At 50.2% G+C, this 20,370-nt stretch carries 15 protein-coding genes and 1 pseudogene; 4 read left to right on the forward strand and 12 right to left on the reverse strand.

Annotated features, from left to right (window positions below):
- Positions 1 to 313 precede the first annotated feature (313 nt).
- Positions 314 to 607, forward strand: coding sequence for a hypothetical protein (locus tag FB598_RS13105; protein WP_141916013.1), 294 nt, complete (start codon positions 314 to 316; stop codon positions 605 to 607).
- A gap of 4 nt (positions 608 to 611) precedes the next feature.
- Here the strand turns inward: FB598_RS13105 and FB598_RS13110 are convergent, their stop codons facing one another.
- The 7 genes from FB598_RS13110 to FB598_RS13140 form a co-directional block, all read right to left on the reverse strand.
- Positions 612 to 920, reverse strand: a complete 309-nt coding sequence (locus FB598_RS13110; protein ID WP_141916011.1) for a hypothetical protein — start codon at positions 918 to 920, stop codon at positions 612 to 614.
- 165 nt (positions 921 to 1,085) lie between these two features.
- Entirely contained in the window at positions 1,086 to 1,343 is a 258-nt protein-coding gene (locus FB598_RS13115) for a helix-turn-helix domain-containing protein (RefSeq protein WP_255464022.1), read from the reverse strand.
- Between the two features lie 556 nt (positions 1,344 to 1,899).
- A complete protein-coding gene (locus FB598_RS13120) occupies positions 1,900 to 3,561 on the reverse strand; it encodes a lipopolysaccharide assembly protein LapB (protein WP_141916008.1) in 1,662 nt (553 codons plus the stop codon).
- The gene (locus FB598_RS13125) at positions 3,558 to 4,691 is read right to left on the reverse strand and encodes a protein kinase (RefSeq protein ID WP_141916006.1); all 1,134 of its coding nucleotides are present in this window, start codon (positions 4,689 to 4,691) and stop codon (positions 3,558 to 3,560) included. The genes FB598_RS13120 and FB598_RS13125 overlap by 4 nt, the downstream gene beginning before the upstream one ends.
- Before the next feature lie 189 nt (positions 4,692 to 4,880).
- The gene (locus FB598_RS13130; RefSeq protein ID WP_141916003.1) at positions 4,881 to 6,263 is read right to left on the reverse strand and encodes a hypothetical protein; all 1,383 of its coding nucleotides are present in this window, start codon (positions 6,261 to 6,263) and stop codon (positions 4,881 to 4,883) included.
- A 267-nt stretch (positions 6,264 to 6,530) separates the two neighbouring features.
- On the reverse strand, positions 6,531 to 7,943 hold the full coding sequence (locus FB598_RS13135) for a hypothetical protein (protein ID WP_141916001.1): 1,413 nt from the start codon (positions 7,941 to 7,943) through the stop codon (positions 6,531 to 6,533).
- Positions 7,940 to 9,589, reverse strand: coding sequence for a VPA1262 family N-terminal domain-containing protein (locus tag FB598_RS13140; protein ID WP_141915998.1), 1,650 nt, complete (start codon positions 9,587 to 9,589; stop codon positions 7,940 to 7,942). The genes FB598_RS13135 and FB598_RS13140 overlap by 4 nt, the downstream gene beginning before the upstream one ends.
- A 138-nt stretch (positions 9,590 to 9,727) precedes the next feature.
- Here FB598_RS13140 and FB598_RS13145 point away from each other — a divergent pair, with 138 nt between their 5' ends.
- Positions 9,728 to 10,879, forward strand: a complete 1,152-nt coding sequence (locus FB598_RS13145; protein WP_141915996.1) for a GNAT family N-acetyltransferase — start codon at positions 9,728 to 9,730, stop codon at positions 10,877 to 10,879.
- Here FB598_RS13145 and FB598_RS13150 read toward each other — a convergent pair.
- The 5 genes and pseudogenes from FB598_RS13150 to FB598_RS13170 form a co-directional block, all read right to left on the reverse strand.
- Positions 10,869 to 12,263, reverse strand: coding sequence for a hypothetical protein (locus FB598_RS13150; protein ID WP_141915994.1), 1,395 nt, complete (start codon positions 12,261 to 12,263; stop codon positions 10,869 to 10,871). The two genes, FB598_RS13145 and FB598_RS13150, sit on opposite strands and share 11 nt — an antisense overlap.
- 5 nt (positions 12,264 to 12,268) lie before the next feature.
- Positions 12,269 to 12,892 carry a hypothetical protein gene (locus FB598_RS13155; RefSeq protein WP_141915992.1) on the reverse strand — a complete coding sequence of 208 codons (624 nt, stop codon included), beginning with the start codon at positions 12,890 to 12,892 and terminating at the stop codon, positions 12,269 to 12,271.
- Complete coding sequence (locus tag FB598_RS13160) at positions 12,889 to 15,231, reverse strand: hypothetical protein (protein ID WP_141915989.1); 2,343 nt, start codon at positions 15,229 to 15,231, stop codon at positions 12,889 to 12,891. Before FB598_RS13160 ends, FB598_RS13155 begins: the two co-directional genes overlap by 4 nt.
- A complete protein-coding gene (locus FB598_RS13165; RefSeq protein WP_141915987.1) occupies positions 15,228 to 17,234 on the reverse strand; it encodes a hypothetical protein in 2,007 nt (668 codons plus the stop codon). Before FB598_RS13165 ends, FB598_RS13160 begins: the two co-directional genes overlap by 4 nt.
- A gap of 48 nt (positions 17,235 to 17,282) precedes the next feature.
- Positions 17,283 to 17,531, reverse strand: a pseudogene (locus FB598_RS13170) (peptidogalycan biosysnthesis protein); the annotation flags it as partial.
- A 146-nt stretch (positions 17,532 to 17,677) separates the two neighbouring features.
- On the opposite strand from FB598_RS13170, the gene FB598_RS13175 reads away from it, so the two are divergent.
- Positions 17,678 to 19,735 (forward strand): NAD(+) synthase, encoded by a 2,058-nt coding sequence (locus FB598_RS13175; RefSeq protein ID WP_141915985.1) that lies wholly within the window; start codon positions 17,678 to 17,680, stop codon positions 19,733 to 19,735.
- Positions 19,736 to 19,997: 262 nt separating this feature from the next.
- Entirely contained in the window at positions 19,998 to 20,336 is a 339-nt protein-coding gene (locus FB598_RS13180) for a P-II family nitrogen regulator (protein WP_050466307.1), read from the forward strand.
- Positions 20,337 to 20,370 lie beyond the last annotated feature (34 nt).

Raw genomic sequence — 20,370 nt, forward strand, 5'->3', positions numbered from 1 at the left:
TCTTCGGATGTGAATCGCTTTTTCGGCATGGTCTGACTCTCCTTTTCAATAGCATATGAAATTTCAAGTCGGACCAGTTTTTTCAGGTCAGGTCAAGCGTAGATCTCAATAAAATAATTCAGGATCAAGCTAAGAGTAAGAAAAAATAGACGGACTGACCGGAGGCACTTATAAGCGTGTTCAATACCGAAGTTGAGGGTCGGCCGGGATTACGGTTTTTTCGCAGGAATAGGCTTAACTCATTGAATTCAAGATTGATTCTCGAATTTGAAGCCGCGTTAAATACTTCAGTTTCAGACGTGCCGGCTAGAAGATGATCAGACACGTGCGCCCGGTTGACATCGGCTCCCTGTACAATTTTTATCAATTTCTTATTTTCATCAACTTCTCGTGTGTAGGGCTGGCCACAATGTCCAAATATTTTGCTATTTACGGCGGCTTCGGTTTTTACTGCCTGGCCGTCTGGACCTTCCCCAAATTCCTGATAGCCCTCAGCGGTTTATTGGTGGCCATCTTTTTGGGCTTTATCGGGTTCTCGCTCCTATCCAGCTCTTCGGGCGGCAACAAAGGCGGGTGGGAAGCGAAAGACAGTGACGGACGCGATTGATCGGTTAGTTGCTCGTCCCGATTGCCCCCTCGATGGCAGCCTCACGCTCTTTCACCAACGTCGCAAATTCCTCCGCCGTGTCGCTGCACAGACTGAAGAATAGCTCGGTGCTATCCACCCCAATCGCTGAGGCTTTTTTTCGGATGTGTTCCATAGTGGCGATCCGCTGGTGTTCCTCAAGTGGAATGCCAAGGATGTCCGCCTCTTGCTGCGTCAGGCTGGCTACGTGCCGCGCGGCATCCGCATTTTCAGGACTCTGTAGAAAACGCTTACGGCCCTTGGCCTGCTGTTCTTCGGTGAGCTTGGGCATCATGATCCAGTCAGTTATAAATCAGCTATTTTTGCCCATACCCCCAAAAAGTAAAATTAGCTGAAAGATCGGTCCACACCTGCTCGTCTTTCATTCAATAAGTTACGTTCATTCCTGCCACAATTTCCGCAATCCCGGTCGACCCTCAAGTTTGTGCGCAGCGCAGCTTTATTGAGGATTGATCAAAAGCGAGGCAGCGCTTACGTCTAGTGCGGTGGCGATGCGCTCGATGTTGTAAATGGTGACATTTTTCTCACCGCGTTCAATCATACCAACGTAGGTTCGATGAACGCCTGCGGCCTCCGCCAACGCTTCTTGAGATATGCCTAAAGCCAAGCGACGCTCTCGCACATTTCGAGCGAACGTTTGAACTAATCGACAATTCTTCGGCGGTACAGGCATTGCCGAAGTTTCATGCCATTGCATACTATAGTTCTACATACTATGATTAGCATAATATGTTGAGGGCATGTTCGTTGTTATTGCCTACGGGTGAATAGAGACCAATGAAATAGTTATAGGCAAAAATGGAAATAAGCCAGATTCGTCCTCATTCGACTTACATAGGTGACGATGGCCTTGTTAGGGAGGTGAGGTCTGTGGTGATGGCCGTGGACGGGCGGCTATATGTCGAGTGGCGCCTAGTCAAACTTACTCTTCCAGAAGCATGGGCAAAACGGAAGAACTACGAGCCTATTGATCAATTTGCTGCTTGGGCGACGACCATGACTGCGACGTTATCAGCGGATCTTCAACATCATTTGAATAGCGCGCCGCTACACCCATCTGTTTAACTATCTATCTGGGACCGTTGGTGTATTGTCGTCGGAGCCAATGAATTTTGCCTTCAGTGGATGAGGCCTGTGTGTGGATGGTGCCCTCAACGAATACTGTATCTATTCAGAAATTGCGACCATTTTTCCAACTACAATCGACACTGTGGCTGCCGACTTCAAAGAGTTCTAACGTTAGGCTCGCTATCTCACTTCTTCCCAGGTAACCAGATCGTGGCTCCAGATTTCGAAATCTCAAAATCAATCTTATTTAATTTTTTCGGCAATGAAGCGAAGGCTATCAGTTGGTTATTTTCAGCCGATGACTTCTGAAAGATTTCACGTCTTCGTGCCGGATTCTTCAGAGCGGATTCAATCTTCGCTAAATAAAACTTCAGCCCCGGGCTCGCGGCCTTTTCAATGGTTAATTTTGCATCAGCAACCACTTCGGCGGCCCAGTCGCATCCATGGATAACAGCCTCCCTTGCGTGAAACACCTTTGCCGCTGCCGCAGATAGCTCGTTATGATGGCTGTCTAACGTTGACGTTGCTTTGTCATAGAGCATGCGTCCTTCAATCGCCATTCCACGGCGATAATACAGAAGACCCAAATTGGCCAGAGCGTGCTGAGATTCCAATCGGTTCTGAATGAGGGTTCGCAACTCACGCTCTATTCGCTCCTGTTCCTCAAACACCTTTTCCTCTGGCAAGCCAGTCCAATTGGACGAAATCTCGGCAAAATACTTATTGAGTCGCAGAGTAATATCGTCTGGATTTGCACGCAGTCCCCAGTTGGCGGCTTCCAAACCTAGGTCATGGTCATCCAGTAACTCAAAGACGAAAGAGAGCATTGTTGCCGGCCTTTTTGAAAACGGCTCTTGCGCCAACCATTGACTGGCGAACTGTCTCGCACCAAGCAAATCGACACGGTAGTAGCTTGCCCAAAAATTTGCCTCAAATGCGCCATGACTCTGATCAAGATGTTGATCAGTTTCAAAGTCGGCTTTTAGATGGCGTTCGGCCCATTTCAATTGCGCCAGCGAGTTTTCAGTTGGACTCAAAAGGGCCTGGGCAAAATACTTACGGGCCCGACGATTACTGCCGCTTTCAATTTCTATTGTGCCGACGGCACAGGCTAATTCAGATAAATGAACCGGTGGAAGCCTACCTTCCAGAAGATTTTTAGCTCTCTTCCAATGCGTTGGAGATTTTCCGTTAGCTTGGGCAATAGCGATTTCCGCCGCGAGCATCCACGGATCACTTCTGGTCAGTGGATGATTAGCAATCAGATGGTGCGCCTTATCTTTCATCCCGCTGTGAACATAGAAACGCGCGGCCATTCTGCTTATCCATCTATTTTTCCCACCGTAGGCCAAAGCAGTTTGAATTGAACGATCAGCCTCTTTAAGTTTTCCTACGCTGGCATATTCGCGTGCTAAGTCCACCAAAAGCACTGAACTTTTAGGATCAATTGTTAAAAGGTGTCGAAGCCTTTTTATATTTGGGCGGCTCTTCTTAGAAAGATCTAAATCCAGTTGTTGCTCAGGCACCTCGCCCAAGATTTTTTTTGCGAGTCTACGTAAGGGGGCTGGCACATGATCGTGTTTTAAAACGAATGATGCAGCATCTATTGCTTTGTCTTTTTGACCACTGAGCACGGCGTTATTAATTGCATCGGCCGCGAGACCTATACTCGGTTTGGCCGAAAAATCCTCGAGGAGATCATTCAAATCATTGACTGCTGGCCCTAGATGCGCCCTCTGAACCTCCGTACTTGGCAAGGGCTGGATCTCAGAGCTTTTGGCGGCAGCTGCAGCTGCACGCCACAAAGGCAGTACTCTCCGTTCTGAATTTTCACTGAATCCGCTCATGACGCCTTCTTAATTTTCACCTGTGCTTGCTTAGCCAGTAAGTCGAATCTGGAGACATATCGTTCCATTCCTAGGGGATTATTTGCTTGGCGTCGTGATTCAGGGGCGCCGCGTTTCGTGAAATCCGGGGCGCACATTTGCTGAAGCATTACGGTCAGATCTTCTCTAGCCCACACAGGAAACATTGGATTAACCTCGGCTACAACCTTGGCAAAGGCGGCTTCCAAATGAGGTAACACGTCAGCGTACCTACCGTGCCAATTCATGAAATGAAATTCAGGGGCCAGATGTTGTTCGTACAACAGAGTGTTTGTAGACATGCCCGTGAAGAGATATGTCATGAGAGAGCCGAGGTGATACAGATCAGAGGCCTCCCGCCTATCTACCCAACTTGTAGGTACCTCTCCATAGGACAGTTCTGGCGGCGCATATCGGCTATCACCTGGGATGCTCACATTATCATGCGGCGCGGGAGCTTGTTTGCTTGACGCTCTGCCTAAATCACCGATCTTCGCGCCGTTATCCTTGAAAATAAGAACGTTCGCGGGTTTAAGATCTTGATGACAAATTTGATTTGTGTGAAGTTGCTGGAGACCAACGGTCACAGAGTGAAGGTGTGTGAGGCGCCAATAATCGTCTGCGATTTCCGTTTTCAAAATAAAATTGCGAATATCACCATCGTCTGCAAGCTCGAACATCAGGTAGGGCACAGGAAAAGGGGCTGCGGAAGCCACGCCTGGTGGCGGCGAGGCGTAACCGACCTGTAGAACTTTAACAATCTTGTCGAGATTGCTATTTTTGCAAAACTCAAGCAACGAGTTTTCGGACAGAAATGCGCCCGAGAGATCTGCGACCGCTAGCATCATCGTTGTTGGATCTTTACGATTTCCATTTCGCATAGTTATCGCGGCTTCGAGATCAAACGCTTTTAGGAAAGCGCGCTCCTTACCTTTTACTGCACGATAACCGACGCTAAAGAAACCAGGTGTCAATTCCTCGTTGGCTGCCTTCGGCTTTGTAAGCTTTTCAACGATTTCCCAGCCGTCTTCGACCGTTACTCCTACAAGAAGGTGAGCTGGAAAACTAGGTTCTGTTGCAGGAGTGGCCCCATTTGCTTGCGACACGGTCATTCGATCCCCTTATTTGGCAATCATTTTTTTGTCAATTAACCAAGAATTACGCTAGAGCTAGCATAGCATCTACTTTGGAAAAAATAATTGCAAAATTGGCAAATCTAATTTGATTGTCCACAGCGGTCTGCAAACTCAATATTGCATAGCTGACTTGGAGATCTCCTTTGCGGTGGGATTAGAGGCAGATCAGCGCGGATATTGAAGCTGCCGAGCTTCCGGTTTCAGTACTCCACAGTTAATAAGTCCTTCGATGTCATTGGGGCGGCCGGAAAGCGCTTGGGTAGCAGCCGCCAAGTGAACTTCTTGCCATCGCGCCAACTCAACTGGGTTATCTGCAAAATCAGTTGGAGTTTTTATGGAACGACTGCTCCAAACCTTGACTGCGGAAATAGTGAAGGGTTGTTTCAGATCCGGTGATACATAGTCCCTGCGTTCTTTGAGAATGCTAGCCAATTCATTTGCCTGTCTTTGCAGGTCGGCTGGAATGGGCTCTCCCGCCAACTGTCTCGCGTGTACCAAAGCACGTGCCTTCATCGATGTCAACCCCGGCAATATGAAGTCTCGAAGCACGAAGTAATATTTCAATTGCTCTAGCATCGCGACTTGTGCTGCTTGATAGGTCGCTTTTTCGTCATCCCTGTGTGATCTAGCCATTCCCTTGCAATAGCCGGATAGTTCAGTTATTAGCCGGTCTTCAAAATGGCGTGTCATTTCAGCGGCGATCATCGATTGGCGAAAGTCTTCGCTCATCAACTTTGAGAGACTATTTATTTCGCTCCAAGCATTTGAGTCTAGGAGTACCTCAACCTTTTCGATCTGCTTCTCGATCTTTTCCAGATTCACGCCGGCGGGCTCAATACAAGAACTCTTCAGCTTCGCCGAGAATGTGAAAATATTGTCGACGAGGAGGTTGTTGCAAGCAACATAATTGCTCCGCAGATCATCGGTGAGCTTAACGAAGGTTTGAAGCTCCTGAATTGATACGCTTGTCCGTTTGTTTTTAAGGCTCGTCTCCTGATGGAATACATAGACGCATGTAGCCCCCAGCGTCAAAGCAAGTACCCCGACCATCGCACGTATCGACCATTGCCGAAGGGAGAGTTGGCGGAACCAGTCCTTGTAAAACGAGTGCTGAATTCTTTCGTGTAGACCAATTTGGTCGGAGATTCTGTCCCATCCCCAGACATCAACCTTACATTTTCCTTCTACAGAGCGTTTCTGTGAGATGTCGATCACGTACTCGTGGAGCGATATATCGTCGCTTGCAGTCGTCAGTATGATCATCTCGTGGATGGGTACTGGCAGCGTCTCGATGCTTTTAAGCGCGTCGTCCACGTCAGATTTGGTGAGTTTCCGTCCCAGGGCGGTACTGCGCCCTTTACATTGAAGTCCAATAGTTCTGCCATCTCTGCGCATCAATATCGCATCTAGGCCGTTCTGCCGCTGACCACCTCGTCCCCATCGTTGGAATTGTTCGCCAAACACTTCGCTAAGCAACGCACGGCACAGGCGCTCAAAATGCTGCCAGTCTTTCGGTCTGAGATAGTCTACGGATTGCGGTGAAGTCATATAGATGCGAGCTAATTTCCATTGGGAAATAACATGTTGCCACTATCTCATGACAAATGGAACCTTGTGGACTTTTCATTGATGCTCTGTACGCGGGCTGATGAAGGTGAAGGTCAGCAATCGTCTAAAAATCAAAAATGGTGGCAGGCGCAGATATTCAGTCGTCTAGGACTGCCTTTTTAAGTGCTTGTAACGACCGATCAGAGACTTGGTAAGTGAAGATTGCTCGTCGTTGGCTTTGAGCTCAAGCCAACGACGATGTATATCTCAATGATTGACAGATGAATACGGGTGCCGGGCCCGGAAATATGGATGAGACTCGGGTTCGATGAGTGGCGGAAGTGCATCTGGGCAGCCATTTTGAAGCGCTAAGCCATGTCGAACCAGCCTGAGACGTGACATTAAGCGATAGCGTTCGTCTGTTAACGCAGAGGAAGAGTCAAACCATTGTTCTTCGACTGAGTTGATTGCTTGTTGAAGTCGATTCTCTTCTATGTCGAGGAATTCTTTAGTTTGGCACGCATAGTAAACTGCAACCGGAAAGTCGAAGGCGCAAGCGGCGGGCGAAAACAAGTGCGATTGATGCTCACTGTCCCTGTAGTTCCATTCGTTCCAAATCTGATATGCCAAACGAGACATTTTTGCAAGAGATTCATCGCCGCCAGCCGCTCTGAAATCAATCATCATTTGGGCGAAAGGGGCAGCGCACTTACCGAAATGGCTTAGCATTGGGGCACGGAGAAATGCTAGCCACTGCGATTCATCCATCGATGATAACTCCAGTGCTAAGGCGTTTTCAATGAGTGAATAGCCACCGGGATACCTTAAGAAGGCACGCATCCAGCTCTCCCAGTCTTTCTTCGAATTATCCGCGACTTGGTGCAAAATCTCCCCCAGCGGTGCATCCCAGCCTGCCGGTATTTGTTGTCTGTGCTCATGGACAAATGACGCCAAGCAAGCGAATTTGAATCCATTGTTTTGGACGTCTACTGCGAACCGGAGTGCTTTTTCCCGAAGAATGTAGTTCACCACGCCGGATAGATTGATGTCGTTTTTCGTCTCAATGACCCGGGCCAGGGTATCTGGAAATGACGCGTGAAGAAGTGTCACAATGGCTGAGATATCACCGCCTGGACCGAAGAAAAGATGGTGAAATCGAGGCAGAAGCATTTCGTACCTACTTTGCTGCGCATAGTCTCTTGCATCGTCATGAGCCTCGCGATGTCGCTTGTCATCTAGAAAGGGCCTAAACATAAATTCCGACAGGAGGGTTTCCAGTCCCGAGCGAACAACTTCTGTGACAATCGCAGTCGCTACATGTGCCAGGCCTCTCCCTTGGACGTCAAGTACATACGCCGCCGTGACAAGGGTACGTAGCCCTTCGTTGCTATGAGAGTTCCCGTCTGCACCCCAGCTCTTGATCTGGTTTAAGATCCCCCGAACTGCGCCCACCCATGCCTGATGAATAGACTTATTTGGAGCATAGCCGCGCTGAAGTGCTTCGGGATACGGCACTTCTACGCGAAGTTCGTCTCCCATTGAGTTCAGATCTGGAGTGAATGAAAGATCCTCCTTGAGCGCGTCTAGCACTTGAGCTGGCGCAATGAGAGGAGTGATTTCGCCATGTTCCAGTGCACACTGAAATCCATGAATTGCAGCGCTTTCTGCTTCAAGACTCATTTGCTTTTCCAAACAAGATATTCGTCGGAATCAAGAGCTTCCCACAGGTCTAGGAACGCTTGGCGGATCAACTCGCCATCCTGAACTTTCTGAAGGATATGGTGCTTGCGGCCAAGACTATTAATTGATGTGCCTAAGGACCAAGCTATGGCGCCTCCCGTGGCGCTAGGAAAAATTAAGAATCGGTCATGGAAATCCCATCCAGCGTGGCCTTTGCGAACCCGGAACTCGAGGCTTAACCCATTTTCGTTTCCTTTGGCATCTTCCAGTCTTTCATGCTGATCGTTCTTCCAGGTGCTATCTGCGTCGATATCACCTTTTTCGCATTTGCAAGTCGGGAGCGGCTTACCTGCTGAAAGTGCTCTTAAGTCTGAGTTGGCATGTTCATTGTAGAAAAGTGTTTCAAGGATATCGTCGGCGTCCAGGTAAGGGTCCCATAACCAAGCGCCGTGCTGGCCATGCACTCGGAATAAAAAGCGAATGTCTTTAATGGCCTGCTCTCTGTTCGCACCAGACTGCCCTCCGTATTGAACAAACTCTTTGCGTTCCTTCAATTCATGCAGGCTGTTACTAAAGATTCGACGTGAACGCCAAGGCTCGTGGGGCTTGAACGGGGAGCTGCCAATCTCGGATGAATGCGGTGCAGTGGTGATGGGTATCCAAGTCTCTTCCAGCTCCCCCTGTTTGGATGGAATCGAAAATTTTCTTACGTTTGATCCAAGTGTGGAGGAGTTGAAGTGGATGCCAAATGACGTGAAGAAAAAAGTCTTTGCCGATGCTCCAAGTATGAGCTTATTAGTATCGTCCCACATGACATAGCGAGGACCTTCACCAGGAGCTGTGACGGAGAATCGTGCCATACCTTCAATAACATCCTTGGAGTCGAATCCCTCAATTACGCTGTCCTCATATTTTTCGCAGGAGATGCGCAACACTCGTGGATTTACATCGGGATGCCAAACAGGCTGAACACCATACGCTCCGTCTTCGTCACGGCTATTTACTACTGAGGTGATGACGGTAACTGGAAGCTGAATAACGATATTGCCTAGCCGGTCAGAAAGGCCATCGATACTCATTTTGGCTATAGGACGAACATACTCCGCCAAGCGGCGGAGATGTCGTGGCTCTTTGAGTAGAAACTGTACATCTATTTTTGTGCGGTCGAAAAGTTCAAGTAAATGTGAGCCTTCCCAGAAATTATTCTTCAAAAGTGAATTCCACGGATGTGGATCAATGCCATCGCTCGGAACGAACTGGGGTGGAATGGCGGCCAATTCTCCAATGCCAAGAGATACGCCCTTCGGACTCCATTCGGAGCTTGAATCCAACGCCCGCAGCGCATCAAGCAACTGGTCGGGAGAAATTCGGTATCGTGCAACTCCAAAGCTCCATGGAGTGTCCCGAAGTTTCAACCTTTTAGCGAGAAATGAGAAACCTGTTTCACTAGGTGCTGCAACCGCCTCGGCGACGAGCAATGAGAAGAAATTTACCGGTGTCTTTGGGGAATCTGCGTGGAAGCCCAGAAGTTCCGTGACCTCGAAGCTACGATAAAGGCCAATGACCGTAGGTTCTAGAAGTTTCTGCAACCGTTCGATATGCTGCGCCACTCCCCAGACTGGTGGGGCGACTCCTCCATGTCGCATCACTATGCTCTCCTTATTTTAACTCCCGGATGCTATGGTAACCGGGAGTTCATACTTCTGTGACAACACGGGCCGAGAATGTATTTATAAGACATGAGATGGTCTGAAGAGCTTTTGTGGCCGTGCTACCATCTCCTGATGGCCCCAAACGAACGTACCAATGACACTTCTCGCTATGAATTGAAGGTCGCTGACTCACTCAGCGAAGTTGATAGCGAAGCCTGGCAACGATTGACTCAAGGCAACCCATTCGTAGGCTACGGGTTCCTAGATGGTCTCCAGCGAACCGGCTGTGTAGACCCTACCACTGGGTGGTATCCCAAATTCCTATTGCTGTACCGTGACGGTTCTCTCGTCGGTGGGGCGCCGTGCTATTTCAAGACTCACTCACGAGGTGAATTCGTCTTCGACCACAGCTGGGCGGAAGCCTTTCAGCGTCATGGGGTGCAGTATTACCCCAAGCTTGTAGTCGCAGCACCATTCACGCCTGTACAGGGACCACGTCTACTTGCGCTCGACGGCGAGGCCCGTGCGGCACTGGCGCAGGGAGTCCTCGCACTGACCAGGTCCGGCTCTGCGTCTTCAGCGCACGTGTTGTTTGTGGAGGATGAGGATAGGGACGCCCTGCTAGAGGCTGGCTTTATGGTGCGCGAGGCCGTCCAGTTTCACTGGACAAACGCGGGCTATGAGACGATGGAGGCTTTTCTCGCTAGTTTGAACCAAGATAAACGCAAGAAGATTCGTCAGGATAGTCGATACGTGGCTGAAGCGAATATTCAATTCAAATGGCTGGAGGACGAGGCCTTGACCAGAGAAGATATTGAGTTCTTCTACGAATGCTACTGCAATACCTATAAAGAGCACTGGTCGTCGCCGTATCTGAGTCTGGAATTCTTCCTGGAGATGCACGAGACTCGTTCGCTGCATTTCGTATTAGTGTTGGCGCAAAGGGACGGGATCCGGGTCGCTTGTGCTCTAAATATCCTGGGCACCGACGCTCTTTACGGTCGCTATTGGGGCACAACCGAGTTCTCGAAGGGACTTCACTTTGAGACGTGCTACTTGCAGGCAATCGCCTACTGCATCAAGAATGGCGTGGCAGCGTTTGAGGGCGGCGCCCAGGGCGAACACAAAATGGCCCGCGGCCTGTTGCCGACAAAGACGTATTCAGCCCACTGGATTGCGGACAAACGCTTCGCCGACGCCATCGAGGACTTCCTCGGCCGGGAGGCGGAGGCTATAGACGGGTTCGTCGACCAACTTGAAGATAGTTCGCCTTTCAGGAAATAGTGGGTATGTCCTTTTTCTTTCTGCTCGTCGTGAGACTCGGTGCTGACTGCGCTAGCTCAATGGCTTTTCTCATTTGAGAAATTACCTCTCGTTCAGCCTTCAATTGTGCACGCAGATTTGCATTCGCAGTAAGTAGTTCGTGTTTTTCAACCTTCATCTGCTGAACTTGTCGGGAAAGCTTCTCACCTTGAGAACCATTGCGCACACGAGTGATTGCGCGAAGATAGGATTTTTGCGACCCCATGCTCAAATGCCCCGCCTTTTCTTGTACAGCAGCAGCAACTTCTTGGTATGTGATAGGAAAATTTATGGCAAGACGATACTCGAGCTCCGCCACAAACTGATCATCTAAAAATTTTCGCCGAATTGAATGGGATGCTGCTCCTATTGGAGCTCCAGCCGCCTTGAACGCTTTGGAAAAAATGCGTACCCAAGTGTGTGTGCTTAACGGTGCGCCGGTTTTTAAGCTTAAGAACACAGCATGTTTTGCAATCGATTCGTTGGCGCCAGTTTTCCGCAAAATAGCCTTTCTGCCGGATGAATCATCCTCGCAGTACGCACGAATGGCATGAGCAAGCTCCCACGGCACTGGAAACGGGAAGTCGAGCTCGCCTTTTTGAAAAGGAGGGACAACTATATAAGTGTCAGAATCTTCCCGCCTAGCCAGGGCTTCTGCCGAAAACTGATTTGTGGTGAGAGAATTCGTGCTACTTATTCTTAAGCCTAGAGTATCCATGATCGTCAACATCATCGAGTTTCTCGTTGAGATGGTGACGTTTTCTCTTGACCAGAAGTGATCATCAATGGCAATCAGCTCATCATCCGTAGCCCAATGCTGAAGGGCTTTTGTCTTTCCTGCAGCTTTTCTTTTGTATCTAAGTGGGTATTTTCTGACGGCTGTGTTATCAGTATTAGTGCCGCCTGTGATCAATCTGGGTAGCGTACTAGTTATTAGGGCGACGTCGGCATTGCCAATCGTGTACGGTGGCAGCAGTGCTTCTGATTGGCTCCAGTTGAGGAATTCGTAAATGATAGTAAGCTGTCGATTGACCGTTTGGTACCAACTTGTTTGTTGAGCACGGCTTCTAGGATTGTTCTTAACCACCTCAAACTGGTTGTCTCTGAATCGCTCCAAAGCCGAGTCATTGAATTTCGCGAGCGGCAATTTTTCTTCAAATAAAAACTGAGCAAGGGCGTTTAGGACGTAGACGCACGGTTCCATTTCAGATTTTGATGCGGAGGTAGATTTGCGCCCTTTGAAGTGTGTCTCGACAAGGTAGTCAAGATAATCAGTGAATACGGGAATTGTCTTGCCGGCACCATCTCGAACCGTCGCCGTAAGGTAGCCCTGATATTTTCCCCAATGGACAGTGGTTAAGCTCATGGTTGTTATTTTTTTCTTTGAACGGTTTTCAACGGCGAAACTTTATTTAGGCTTTTCGTTAGATTGATATTATCTTCAACAACAGCCTCAAAGTCCCTACGTAACTGTTCTTCATTGTTTTTATATCGCCGTTCATCTCTCTTTATTTCACTATTTAGGTGTCTCACTTGCATCCGCAATTCCCGAATTTCTTCTTCCTGAATTGAATTGATGCTTTCTAAGTGAGAAAGCCTCTGCATGAGTTTGGCAATGTTGTTACTTTTGTTGGTCTCTGCTAATTGGAACTGAGCCTTTTCCTTAAGTTTGTCAATAAGGAGTAAGCAGATGTTGCGCGTCGTAACGTGATATGCCTTATCTTGCGTAGAACGGCTCACTTTCTTTAGGTCAGAGAGAAGGAAAGAATCTTTTTCAAACTCAAACTTCGTGTCGGCCAACGCAGCGCCATACTCTGTGCCAGTCCATTCAGCCAATGCCTTGGTATCTTTAGGAAAGTAAACTAACGATATTTCTCCATCAGAATCGCGTATTAGCTCGCCATCATCCGTTGTGTTCCAAGGTATACCGTCACGCAGCCACGATTTAAGAATCGCTTCTCGTGCCTGCATCTGTCTTGTGGCTGGCAGGGTCATTCCGTTTCTCCCAAATCTTTATTAAAGTACTGCGAGTACGATTCAATAAGCTTTTGAGTTTCTTCAGAAATCAAACAATCTTTCCTATAAAGCTCCTCATATTCTTCAGCCTCGCGCAAAAGTTCCAGAGCTAATGCTGGAGGGGTGGTGTCAGAGGCAGCCTCGGTCCGCATGTTTGCTGCTTCGTCGAGGATGTTTTTTTGATAGTTAGCGGTGGTCCATGAGTGAATGCATCCGTGGCAGACATGAGGTGTCGCATCTTGTCTTCGAAGTTTCCCATGTCTTGCACAATTAGCGGAGGACACAGTCTGTTTGGCGTCGCCAGCGGCGCAGGCGACATGCGGTAGCGGTGTAATAGCGTACCCGTCTTTTTCCAATTTCTCAGCAAGCCGATGCGATTGACGCTCTAGGGAAAGGGCCGAAAAGCTGGCTCTTGAGGACAATCGTTGCGCTAATTTAATCACTGTCCTCGGGAATAGGCCACCTACGCTTTTCCCTCTAAATAGGTCTTCAATTAGTTCGGCGAGATACCTTGTCCCTTCATTTTTTATGTTTTTCAAGAGACCGGTGGCGTCGACGTCCAAATTGCGAGGATGAATCTCGATGACTGATTCTCCAGGCGTCCGCGAATGCTTGTCGGTGCCGTAGTGAAGTAGCTGCGCGAAGCCTTGATGGCCTAATTGACGAGCTGCTGCCGGAAGCTCAGGCATGTCGTAGCGACGTAAGAAGACCTGCACGTACATTCTACGAAAAGGACTGCTCTTTCCATCAAATTTTGTGGGATGGACACCGGCACGCGAAAACAAATGTTTGGAGTATTCCGAATATGGAACGGTTATACGAGTATTGGCTTGAAGACCCGTGGACGTGAGGTGACGACGGGTAAATAGTTGCATTTTGCGAAGTTTGTTTTTCTCATCGATAGAAGGAGGGAATTCTTCTCCGATAGCGCTGAAGATTCTATAGAACCTCTCTAGCAACGAAACCGCGTCAGCTACAAGACCATTAGCAGGAAAATTCCTCCAGGTTCGAATGCCTTTTTCCACCCAGAACTCAGAACTATAGGCTATAGCCTCGTCGTCAATAACACGAACACATCCATAATATGCGCCATACGGAAGGCGATTTCCGCCATAAATTTCTTTTGCTCGACGAGCGTGGTTGATTCCAATCAACTGACCACAGGAGACCATGGAGAAAAAGACATATGACATATAGTCGGCTTCCTCAAGTCCCGGGCCTCCGCTAGGAATTACTCCTTCAGCGACAAGCGCCTGTATGCGGTCGCTGCGGATCTGCCTTATTTTTGTGTCGCCATGTTCTCGATCATAATGGCCGGTCTCAATAAGTTCGCGTACTTCTTCAAGAACAGTTGCAATTTTTGGCCCATAGTCAAACAACCAAGCAAAGCATTCACGGATTATCAGGATAGTATCTCGTGGCTCAATGTTCGGAGTCTGCTCGTGGCGGTTGTCGATGCGGCTTGATGTTGAGGCAGACGCGCTTGCAAATGGCTTGAAGTGGAGGCCATCAATTTCACCTCTTGGATTTGCCATCAAATTTAGGGTGGTGGCAGTTTGCAGCGTCTCCGTACTGGATGGATGACGTCCCTTTGTGACTATCTGGCCTGTCGACCTTTTGTCACCTGCTCGGAGAGCAATTTCATTTCTGAACCAATCAGGAATAAATTGAGGATTTATGGGAATTACAAGCGCTTTGTTAAGTTCTTCTAGATTCAGGCAAAAGGTCTTGCTCAAGCCAGTGCCGACGAATTTGGTCGCAAGCGTTGGATAAGTGTCAATTTGCTGAAGAATTCCTCGAAGCTTTTCTTCTACTTTGTTAATTTTGAACCAAGAATGTTGAGCGACGTCGTCAAGCAATTGGGCTGCGTCTGATTTTTCTATGTCTCGAAGCCAATAGATTCCGCTGTTGACTAGCCAATTCAAAATGTTGTGTGAACTCCGCCAAATGGCGCCAAGATTCTGCGATAGTTGACCAGTGTGGTATCTCTCGCAGCAGAGATTGAGGTTTCGCTTTAATGCACCAACTAAATTTGGAAAATGGGTGAGCGGAGTTGGGCCTTGGTAAATTCCGCCTAGTTCTTTGGTGCAGTCTAGTTTGATTCTATCAATGTCAAATGTTCGGAAAAATTTTCCGGGTTCGGAAAAATTCCCAGTGTCAATTACGACTTGATTCGAAGCCCACGAGGATATATACCGTGCATGACGATTAAGCTCACGCGGAAAATCATCGACTAGCGTGATCGTCGGTAATGCGTTATTGGGAGGTGAGATCTGAATTTCAACATTGGAGTGATGAAGACGTTCCGAATTTCTCACGCAAGTTTCCTTTCGTATTTCTCAAGCAGTCGACCGTGGGGGCTGGCTAAGATGACATTTCGAAGTGCGCTGCAAAATGCAAGGCGTGGAAAGTGAACTCGCAGAAAACGCAGCGGATTCTCTTGCAAGAGTTTCTGGTAATTTTTCCTGTAAAAGCGATATTGGTAGGCGCAAAACTGGAGTTCGGCTACGCCTACCTCAAACTTTTCGATGGTTTCTTCGAGCCATTGATCGGCAACAGAAGGTGCATTTGAATTGGGGGATGCGGGGAATAACGCTGCTTGGACATCCTTTTCAGATAGGCCGCGGTTAGCTAATTCGCTGCCTCGGCCGCACACGAAGAGCGCCGTGGCCTCCAATTTTTTCATAAAGCGCCGAGTGTTAGCTTCCAACAGTTCGACAAAGTGCGCGCTTTCTAAGTAAATTCTAGTAATTTCAGGCGATGAGTGGTCAAGCAGTGCTTGCACAGTGAAGATATTTCCGCCTTCAGATAGATAGTCGATTCGGGCCCCAAGCTTTCGCAATGCTGATAACTGAAAACGCTCGTAATGGAACTTTTTAAAAAATGCTATTAAGGTCTTGGCAATGGGAAGTCTTTTGACTTCTGTTTTGCCAACTTTCTTTCTGTGTACCACAGAAAATAGCGGGTTATCGGGAATGCCCGAGGTGAGTGATATTTGCACATCATTTGCGAGCAGCAGCTTGATAGCGGTTACCGCAGTTTTGTCCTTAATACAAATATCCTTGGAAACACCACTTATTTGGGCCTCATTCTTAGAGTTATATGTGGAGGTATCATCGTCAATTTCTGCTTTCATCAATGAATCAGTTTTTCGCTTTACACCGACAAGGTAATATTTGTGGCCGCGCACGACGATATTCCGGGCTGTCAAGCTAAGGGCTGTTTCAGAATTCCAAGAAGTCTCAGCCAGAATGGAAAATAAGCATGTGAGTACCACCATGCTGGGTAAGTAGTGTGTAGAAATCAGAATTTCGTACATGCATTCCAGCGTCTCTCTTTCCGCATTTGTGCGGAGGAGTGGAATTCCGGTTACATCAACGCCCTCGGGCTTCGAAAATGCAAATTCCTCTTTTCGACTGAGCGTGGCAAAAATCCGAAGTTGCTCTTCTGTGGACAACTTTCGCAAGTCTCGGCTAAAGCGAACAAGGGTATTTACTGTAAGCGGTCGTCGAACCATCTGGTGTAGTCGACTATCGGTTAGGTCTGGAAAGCCAAGATCTGCTGCGGCATTTATGGCATTCTTCGTGTTCTCATAGTCTGCAAAAATTTTGTCGCATACTGCGTTAAAACCCTCCCGTGTTTCGAGCAAATTTTTCAGAATTTCCCCATTACGTTCTCTGAACGAATCAAAGTTTTTCAAAAAAGGCTTGTCCAACAGGTTTTCCTTGCCCTTGTCTGCAAGTTTCATCGACTCCCTGTTATCGTCAGTTGGACGGGAAGGGAATCGGCTGTTGAAGCCAAGGACGGCTATGGGTGTTCCATTTGGATATAGCGCCTGCGTTTGGATGAAGGCAGTTCTGGCGATGAAGGATATTGCGCCCTTCCACTTTGCAGGTAATGAGGCCACATAGTCCTCGATAAGATACATAAGCTTTGGAATTTCCCAGCCTTTGCAATCATGAACCGACATCCGAACAATTTCCAAAACCTCCGGATGTTGCTCGCGCAATTTGAGAAACCTTCGCAGACCTGCCGCGCATGCATAGGTGAATGGACAGGGTAGGCCGTCTAAAACATGAAGCAAGAGCGAGTCCGTATTAATGTTGAACGGCACAAGGTCAAACTCGACAACGCTAATCCATTCCTCCGCGTGAACTTGTCTTGTTGTTATTAATGCAGCACTTGTACATGTGCAAGCATGCGATTGGTGACTTTTGAGTTTTTTCTTCCGTTCTAACAGGCCACTTGGTGATTTGGAAAGCCTCTTAAAGTCCCTTTTAATCGACTCTAAAATCAATTTCTTGTTTTCTTCTGTATTCACTCAATTACCTATCAAAACTCATACAATATTTTTGATGGTACATAACTTCACGTATTCGCCGTAGGAGTGCGATTTCAGGTACAGGGGCAGGGCGCCGGCCAATTGCTCTTCATGCCAGACGGTCAGGAAATGCGGTTGCCAGCCGGTTTCGGCGCAGGCTGCGCCACTTTCGTGCAGCGCGTGCAGGAAAGCGTAGGAAAGGAAGGGATTGGCTTCATCCTGGACGGCAACCAGGCCGTCCCATGCCGCTTGGCCGATCTCGGCCAGAGAAGAAACGATTCGCGTGCGATAATCCATTGACTGCAATTGAGGTAGCGTTGCCTGTTTCTTCGGTTGCCATTTGCGCTTGCCGCAGCAAGGCATCGAACAGGCATTCTACGCAAAATGAAAAAACGCGTCGCAGGCGCGGCAAACGGATGCCATCAGGCAGCGGAAAATACGACATGCAAAGCGAATTCTTCAATCTGTACAGCCACGGCTTCGCCCGCGTCGCGGTGGCAGTGCCCCAGTGCAAGGTGGCCGATCCCGGCTACAACGCCGCGCGCACCATCGAGCTGGCCGAGCAGGCCGCCGCCGCAGGGGCGGTGCTGGTTTCCTTCCCGGAGCTTGGGCTGTCGGCCTATAGCTGCGAAGACCTGTTCCAGCAGCGCGCCTTGCTGGACGCCTCGCTGCAGGCCTTGCAATCGGTGCTGGACGCCTCGCTGCGCGTGCCGGCCGTGCTGATTGTGGGCATGCCGCTGAAGGTCGACCACCAGTTGTACAACTGCGCGGTGGTGGTGGCGGCCGGCCGTATCCAGGGCGTGGTGCCCAAGAGTTACCTGCCCAACTACAGCGAATTTTACGAGGCGCGCCAGTTCAGCAGCGCCGATTGCGCCATTACCCGTCGCGTGCACCTGCTGGGCCAGGACGTCGCATTCGGCAGCCAGTTGCTGTTCGACATCCGCAATATCCCCGATTTCCGCTTCCATATCGAAATCTGCGAAGACGTCTGGGTGCCGATCCCGCCGTCTTCCTTTGCCGCGCTGGCGGGCGCGACGGTGCTGGTGAACCTGTCGGCGTCGAACATCGTGGTCGGCAAGTCCGGCTATCGCCACCAATTGGTTTCGCAGCAGTCGGCGCGTTGCCTGGCGGCTTACCTGTATTCCTCGGCCGGCAACGGCGAATCGACCACCGACCTGGCCTGGGACGGCCAGGCGCTGATTTATGAAAACGGCGAACTGCAGGCCGAGTCCGAGCGGTTTGCCGAGCAGGCCCACGTGATCTATGCCGACATCGACCTGGAACGCCTGTCGCGCGAGCGCTTCCACCAGACCACGTTCGGCCAGTCGGTGCGCCGCCATGCCGATGAAGTGCGCAAGTTCGAGGTGGTCGGTTTCGAGGTTGACGTGCCGCAACAGAAGTCCCTGCCGCTCAAGCGCCGCGTGGCGCGCTTCCCCTACGTGCCGGCCAATAATGCGCAGCGCGACGAGCGTTGCCGCGAGGTCTACAGCATCCAGGTGCAGGCGCTGGTGCAGCGCTTGTCTTCCAGCAATATCAAGAAGGTGGTGATCGGCGTGTCCGGCGGGCTCGACTCCACCCATGCGTTGCTGGTGTGCGCCAAGGCGATGGACAAGCTGGGCCTGCCGCGCACCCATATCCTGGCCTATACCATGCCCGGCTTCGCCACCAGCAGCCGCACGCTGGTGCAGGCGCACAAGCTGATGGAGCAGGTCGGCTGCACGGCGCAGGAAATCGACATCCGCCCCAGTTGCGAACAGATGCTGAAAGACCTGGACCATCCGTATTCGCGCGGCGAGCCGGTGTACGACATCACCTTCGAAAACGTGCAGGCGGGCGAGCGCACCAACCACCTGTTCCGGCTGGCCAACCATAATGGCGCCATTGTGATCGGCACCGGCGACCTGTCCGAGCTGGCGCTGGGCTGGTGCACCTATGGCGTGGGCGACCACATGTCGCATTACAACGTCAACGCCAGCGTACCCAAGACCCTGATCACCCATCTGGTGCGCTGGGTGGCCGAATCGGCGTCGCTGGGGTTGAAGCACCCGGAAGTGCTGATGCAGATCCTGGAAACCGAGATCAGCCCCGAACTGGTGCCGGGCGCCTCGGCCGGCGAGCCCGGCCAGCGCACCCAGGATTTCATCGGCCCCTATGAGCTGCAGGACTTCAACCTGTACTACATCCTGCGCTACGGTTTCACCCCGGCGAAGGTTGCCTTCCTGGCGCATACGGCCTGGCGGGATCGCGAGGCAGGGCACTGGCCTGACGGGCTGCATGGCGCGCACAACGAATACACGCTGGCGCAGATCAAGAAAAACCTGGGCATCTTCCTGTTCCGGTTCTTCAAGACCAGCCAGTTCAAGCGCTCTTGCGTGCCCAACGCGCCCAAGGTCGGCACCGGCGGCTCGCTCTCGCCGCGCGGCGACTGGCGCGCTCCCAGCGATTCCGAGGCAACGGTCTGGATGGATGGACTGGAGCGGATACCGGACGCGGACGCCTGAGCGCCGGTTGCCGCGCATCGGGGGCGCGAGCGATTTTCAGGCGGCCTCCTGCCACCGGAGGTTGAAAGCCGGATGCTCCTGATTGACAATGCAAATGGATGCTGGCCGCCCGCGGTTGCCGGCAGGATGCATGGGGCAGGCATCGGTCAATTAAGCAGAATGTGCGTGCCGCGCAGGTAAGTGCCGATAAAAGTTAACCATCTACTTATAGTTTTTTAGTTAACAATCGATTTTTTTGGACATGTCAAGAGAGGAAATTATCATGAAACAAGTGACCGCTATTATCAAACCGTTCAAGCTGGACGAGGTTCGGGAGTCTCTGGCCGAGGTGGGAGTCACGGGGTTGACGGTCACCGAAGTCAAGGGTTTCGGCCGCCAGAAGGGCCATACCGAGCTTTACCGCGGCGCAGAGTACGTGGTGGACTTCCTCCCCAAGGTGAAGATCGAAGTGGTGGTCGACGATGGCGTGGTCGAACCGGCAGTGGATGCCATCATCAAGGCCGCCCGCACCGGCAAGATCGGCGACGGCAAGATTTTCGTACAGGAAGTCGAGCAGGTGATCCGCATCCGGACCGGGGAAACCGGCGCTGACGCCGTCTGACCGAAACCGGCCGCAGGCCGGTTTTTTCTTGCCT

The organism is Herbaspirillum sp. SJZ106, from assembly GCF_006715495.1.
Taxonomy (GTDB): domain Bacteria; phylum Pseudomonadota; class Gammaproteobacteria; order Burkholderiales; family Burkholderiaceae_D; genus Herbaspirillum.

What these genes read in the sequence shown, in the direction of transcription:
- FB598_RS13105 (WP_141916013.1), top strand. Translation starts at nt 314, where the DNA reads ATGATCAGACACGTGCGCCCGGTTGACATCGGCTCCCTGTACAATTTT.
- FB598_RS13110 (WP_141916011.1), bottom strand. Translation starts at nt 920, where the DNA reads ATGATGCCCAAGCTCACCGAAGAACAGCAGGCCAAGGGCCGTAAGCGT.
- FB598_RS13115 (WP_255464022.1), bottom strand. Translation starts at nt 1,343, where the DNA reads ATGCAATGGCATGAAACTTCGGCAATGCCTGTACCGCCGAAGAATTGT.
- FB598_RS13120 (WP_141916008.1), bottom strand. Translation starts at nt 3,561, where the DNA reads ATGAGCGGATTCAGTGAAAATTCAGAACGGAGAGTACTGCCTTTGTGG.
- FB598_RS13125 (WP_141916006.1), bottom strand. Translation starts at nt 4,691, where the DNA reads ATGACCGTGTCGCAAGCAAATGGGGCCACTCCTGCAACAGAACCTAGT.
- FB598_RS13130 (WP_141916003.1), bottom strand. Translation starts at nt 6,263, where the DNA reads ATGACTTCACCGCAATCCGTAGACTATCTCAGACCGAAAGACTGGCAG.
- FB598_RS13135 (WP_141916001.1), bottom strand. Translation starts at nt 7,943, where the DNA reads ATGAGTCTTGAAGCAGAAAGCGCTGCAATTCATGGATTTCAGTGTGCA.
- FB598_RS13140 (WP_141915998.1), bottom strand. Translation starts at nt 9,589, where the DNA reads ATGCGACATGGAGGAGTCGCCCCACCAGTCTGGGGAGTGGCGCAGCAT.
- FB598_RS13145 (WP_141915996.1), top strand. Translation starts at nt 9,728, where the DNA reads ATGGCCCCAAACGAACGTACCAATGACACTTCTCGCTATGAATTGAAG.
- FB598_RS13150 (WP_141915994.1), bottom strand. Translation starts at nt 12,263, where the DNA reads ATGAGCTTAACCACTGTCCATTGGGGAAAATATCAGGGCTACCTTACG.
- FB598_RS13155 (WP_141915992.1), bottom strand. Translation starts at nt 12,892, where the DNA reads ATGACCCTGCCAGCCACAAGACAGATGCAGGCACGAGAAGCGATTCTT.
- FB598_RS13175 (WP_141915985.1), top strand. Translation starts at nt 17,678, where the DNA reads ATGCAAAGCGAATTCTTCAATCTGTACAGCCACGGCTTCGCCCGCGTC.
- FB598_RS13180 (WP_050466307.1), top strand. Translation starts at nt 19,998, where the DNA reads ATGAAACAAGTGACCGCTATTATCAAACCGTTCAAGCTGGACGAGGTT.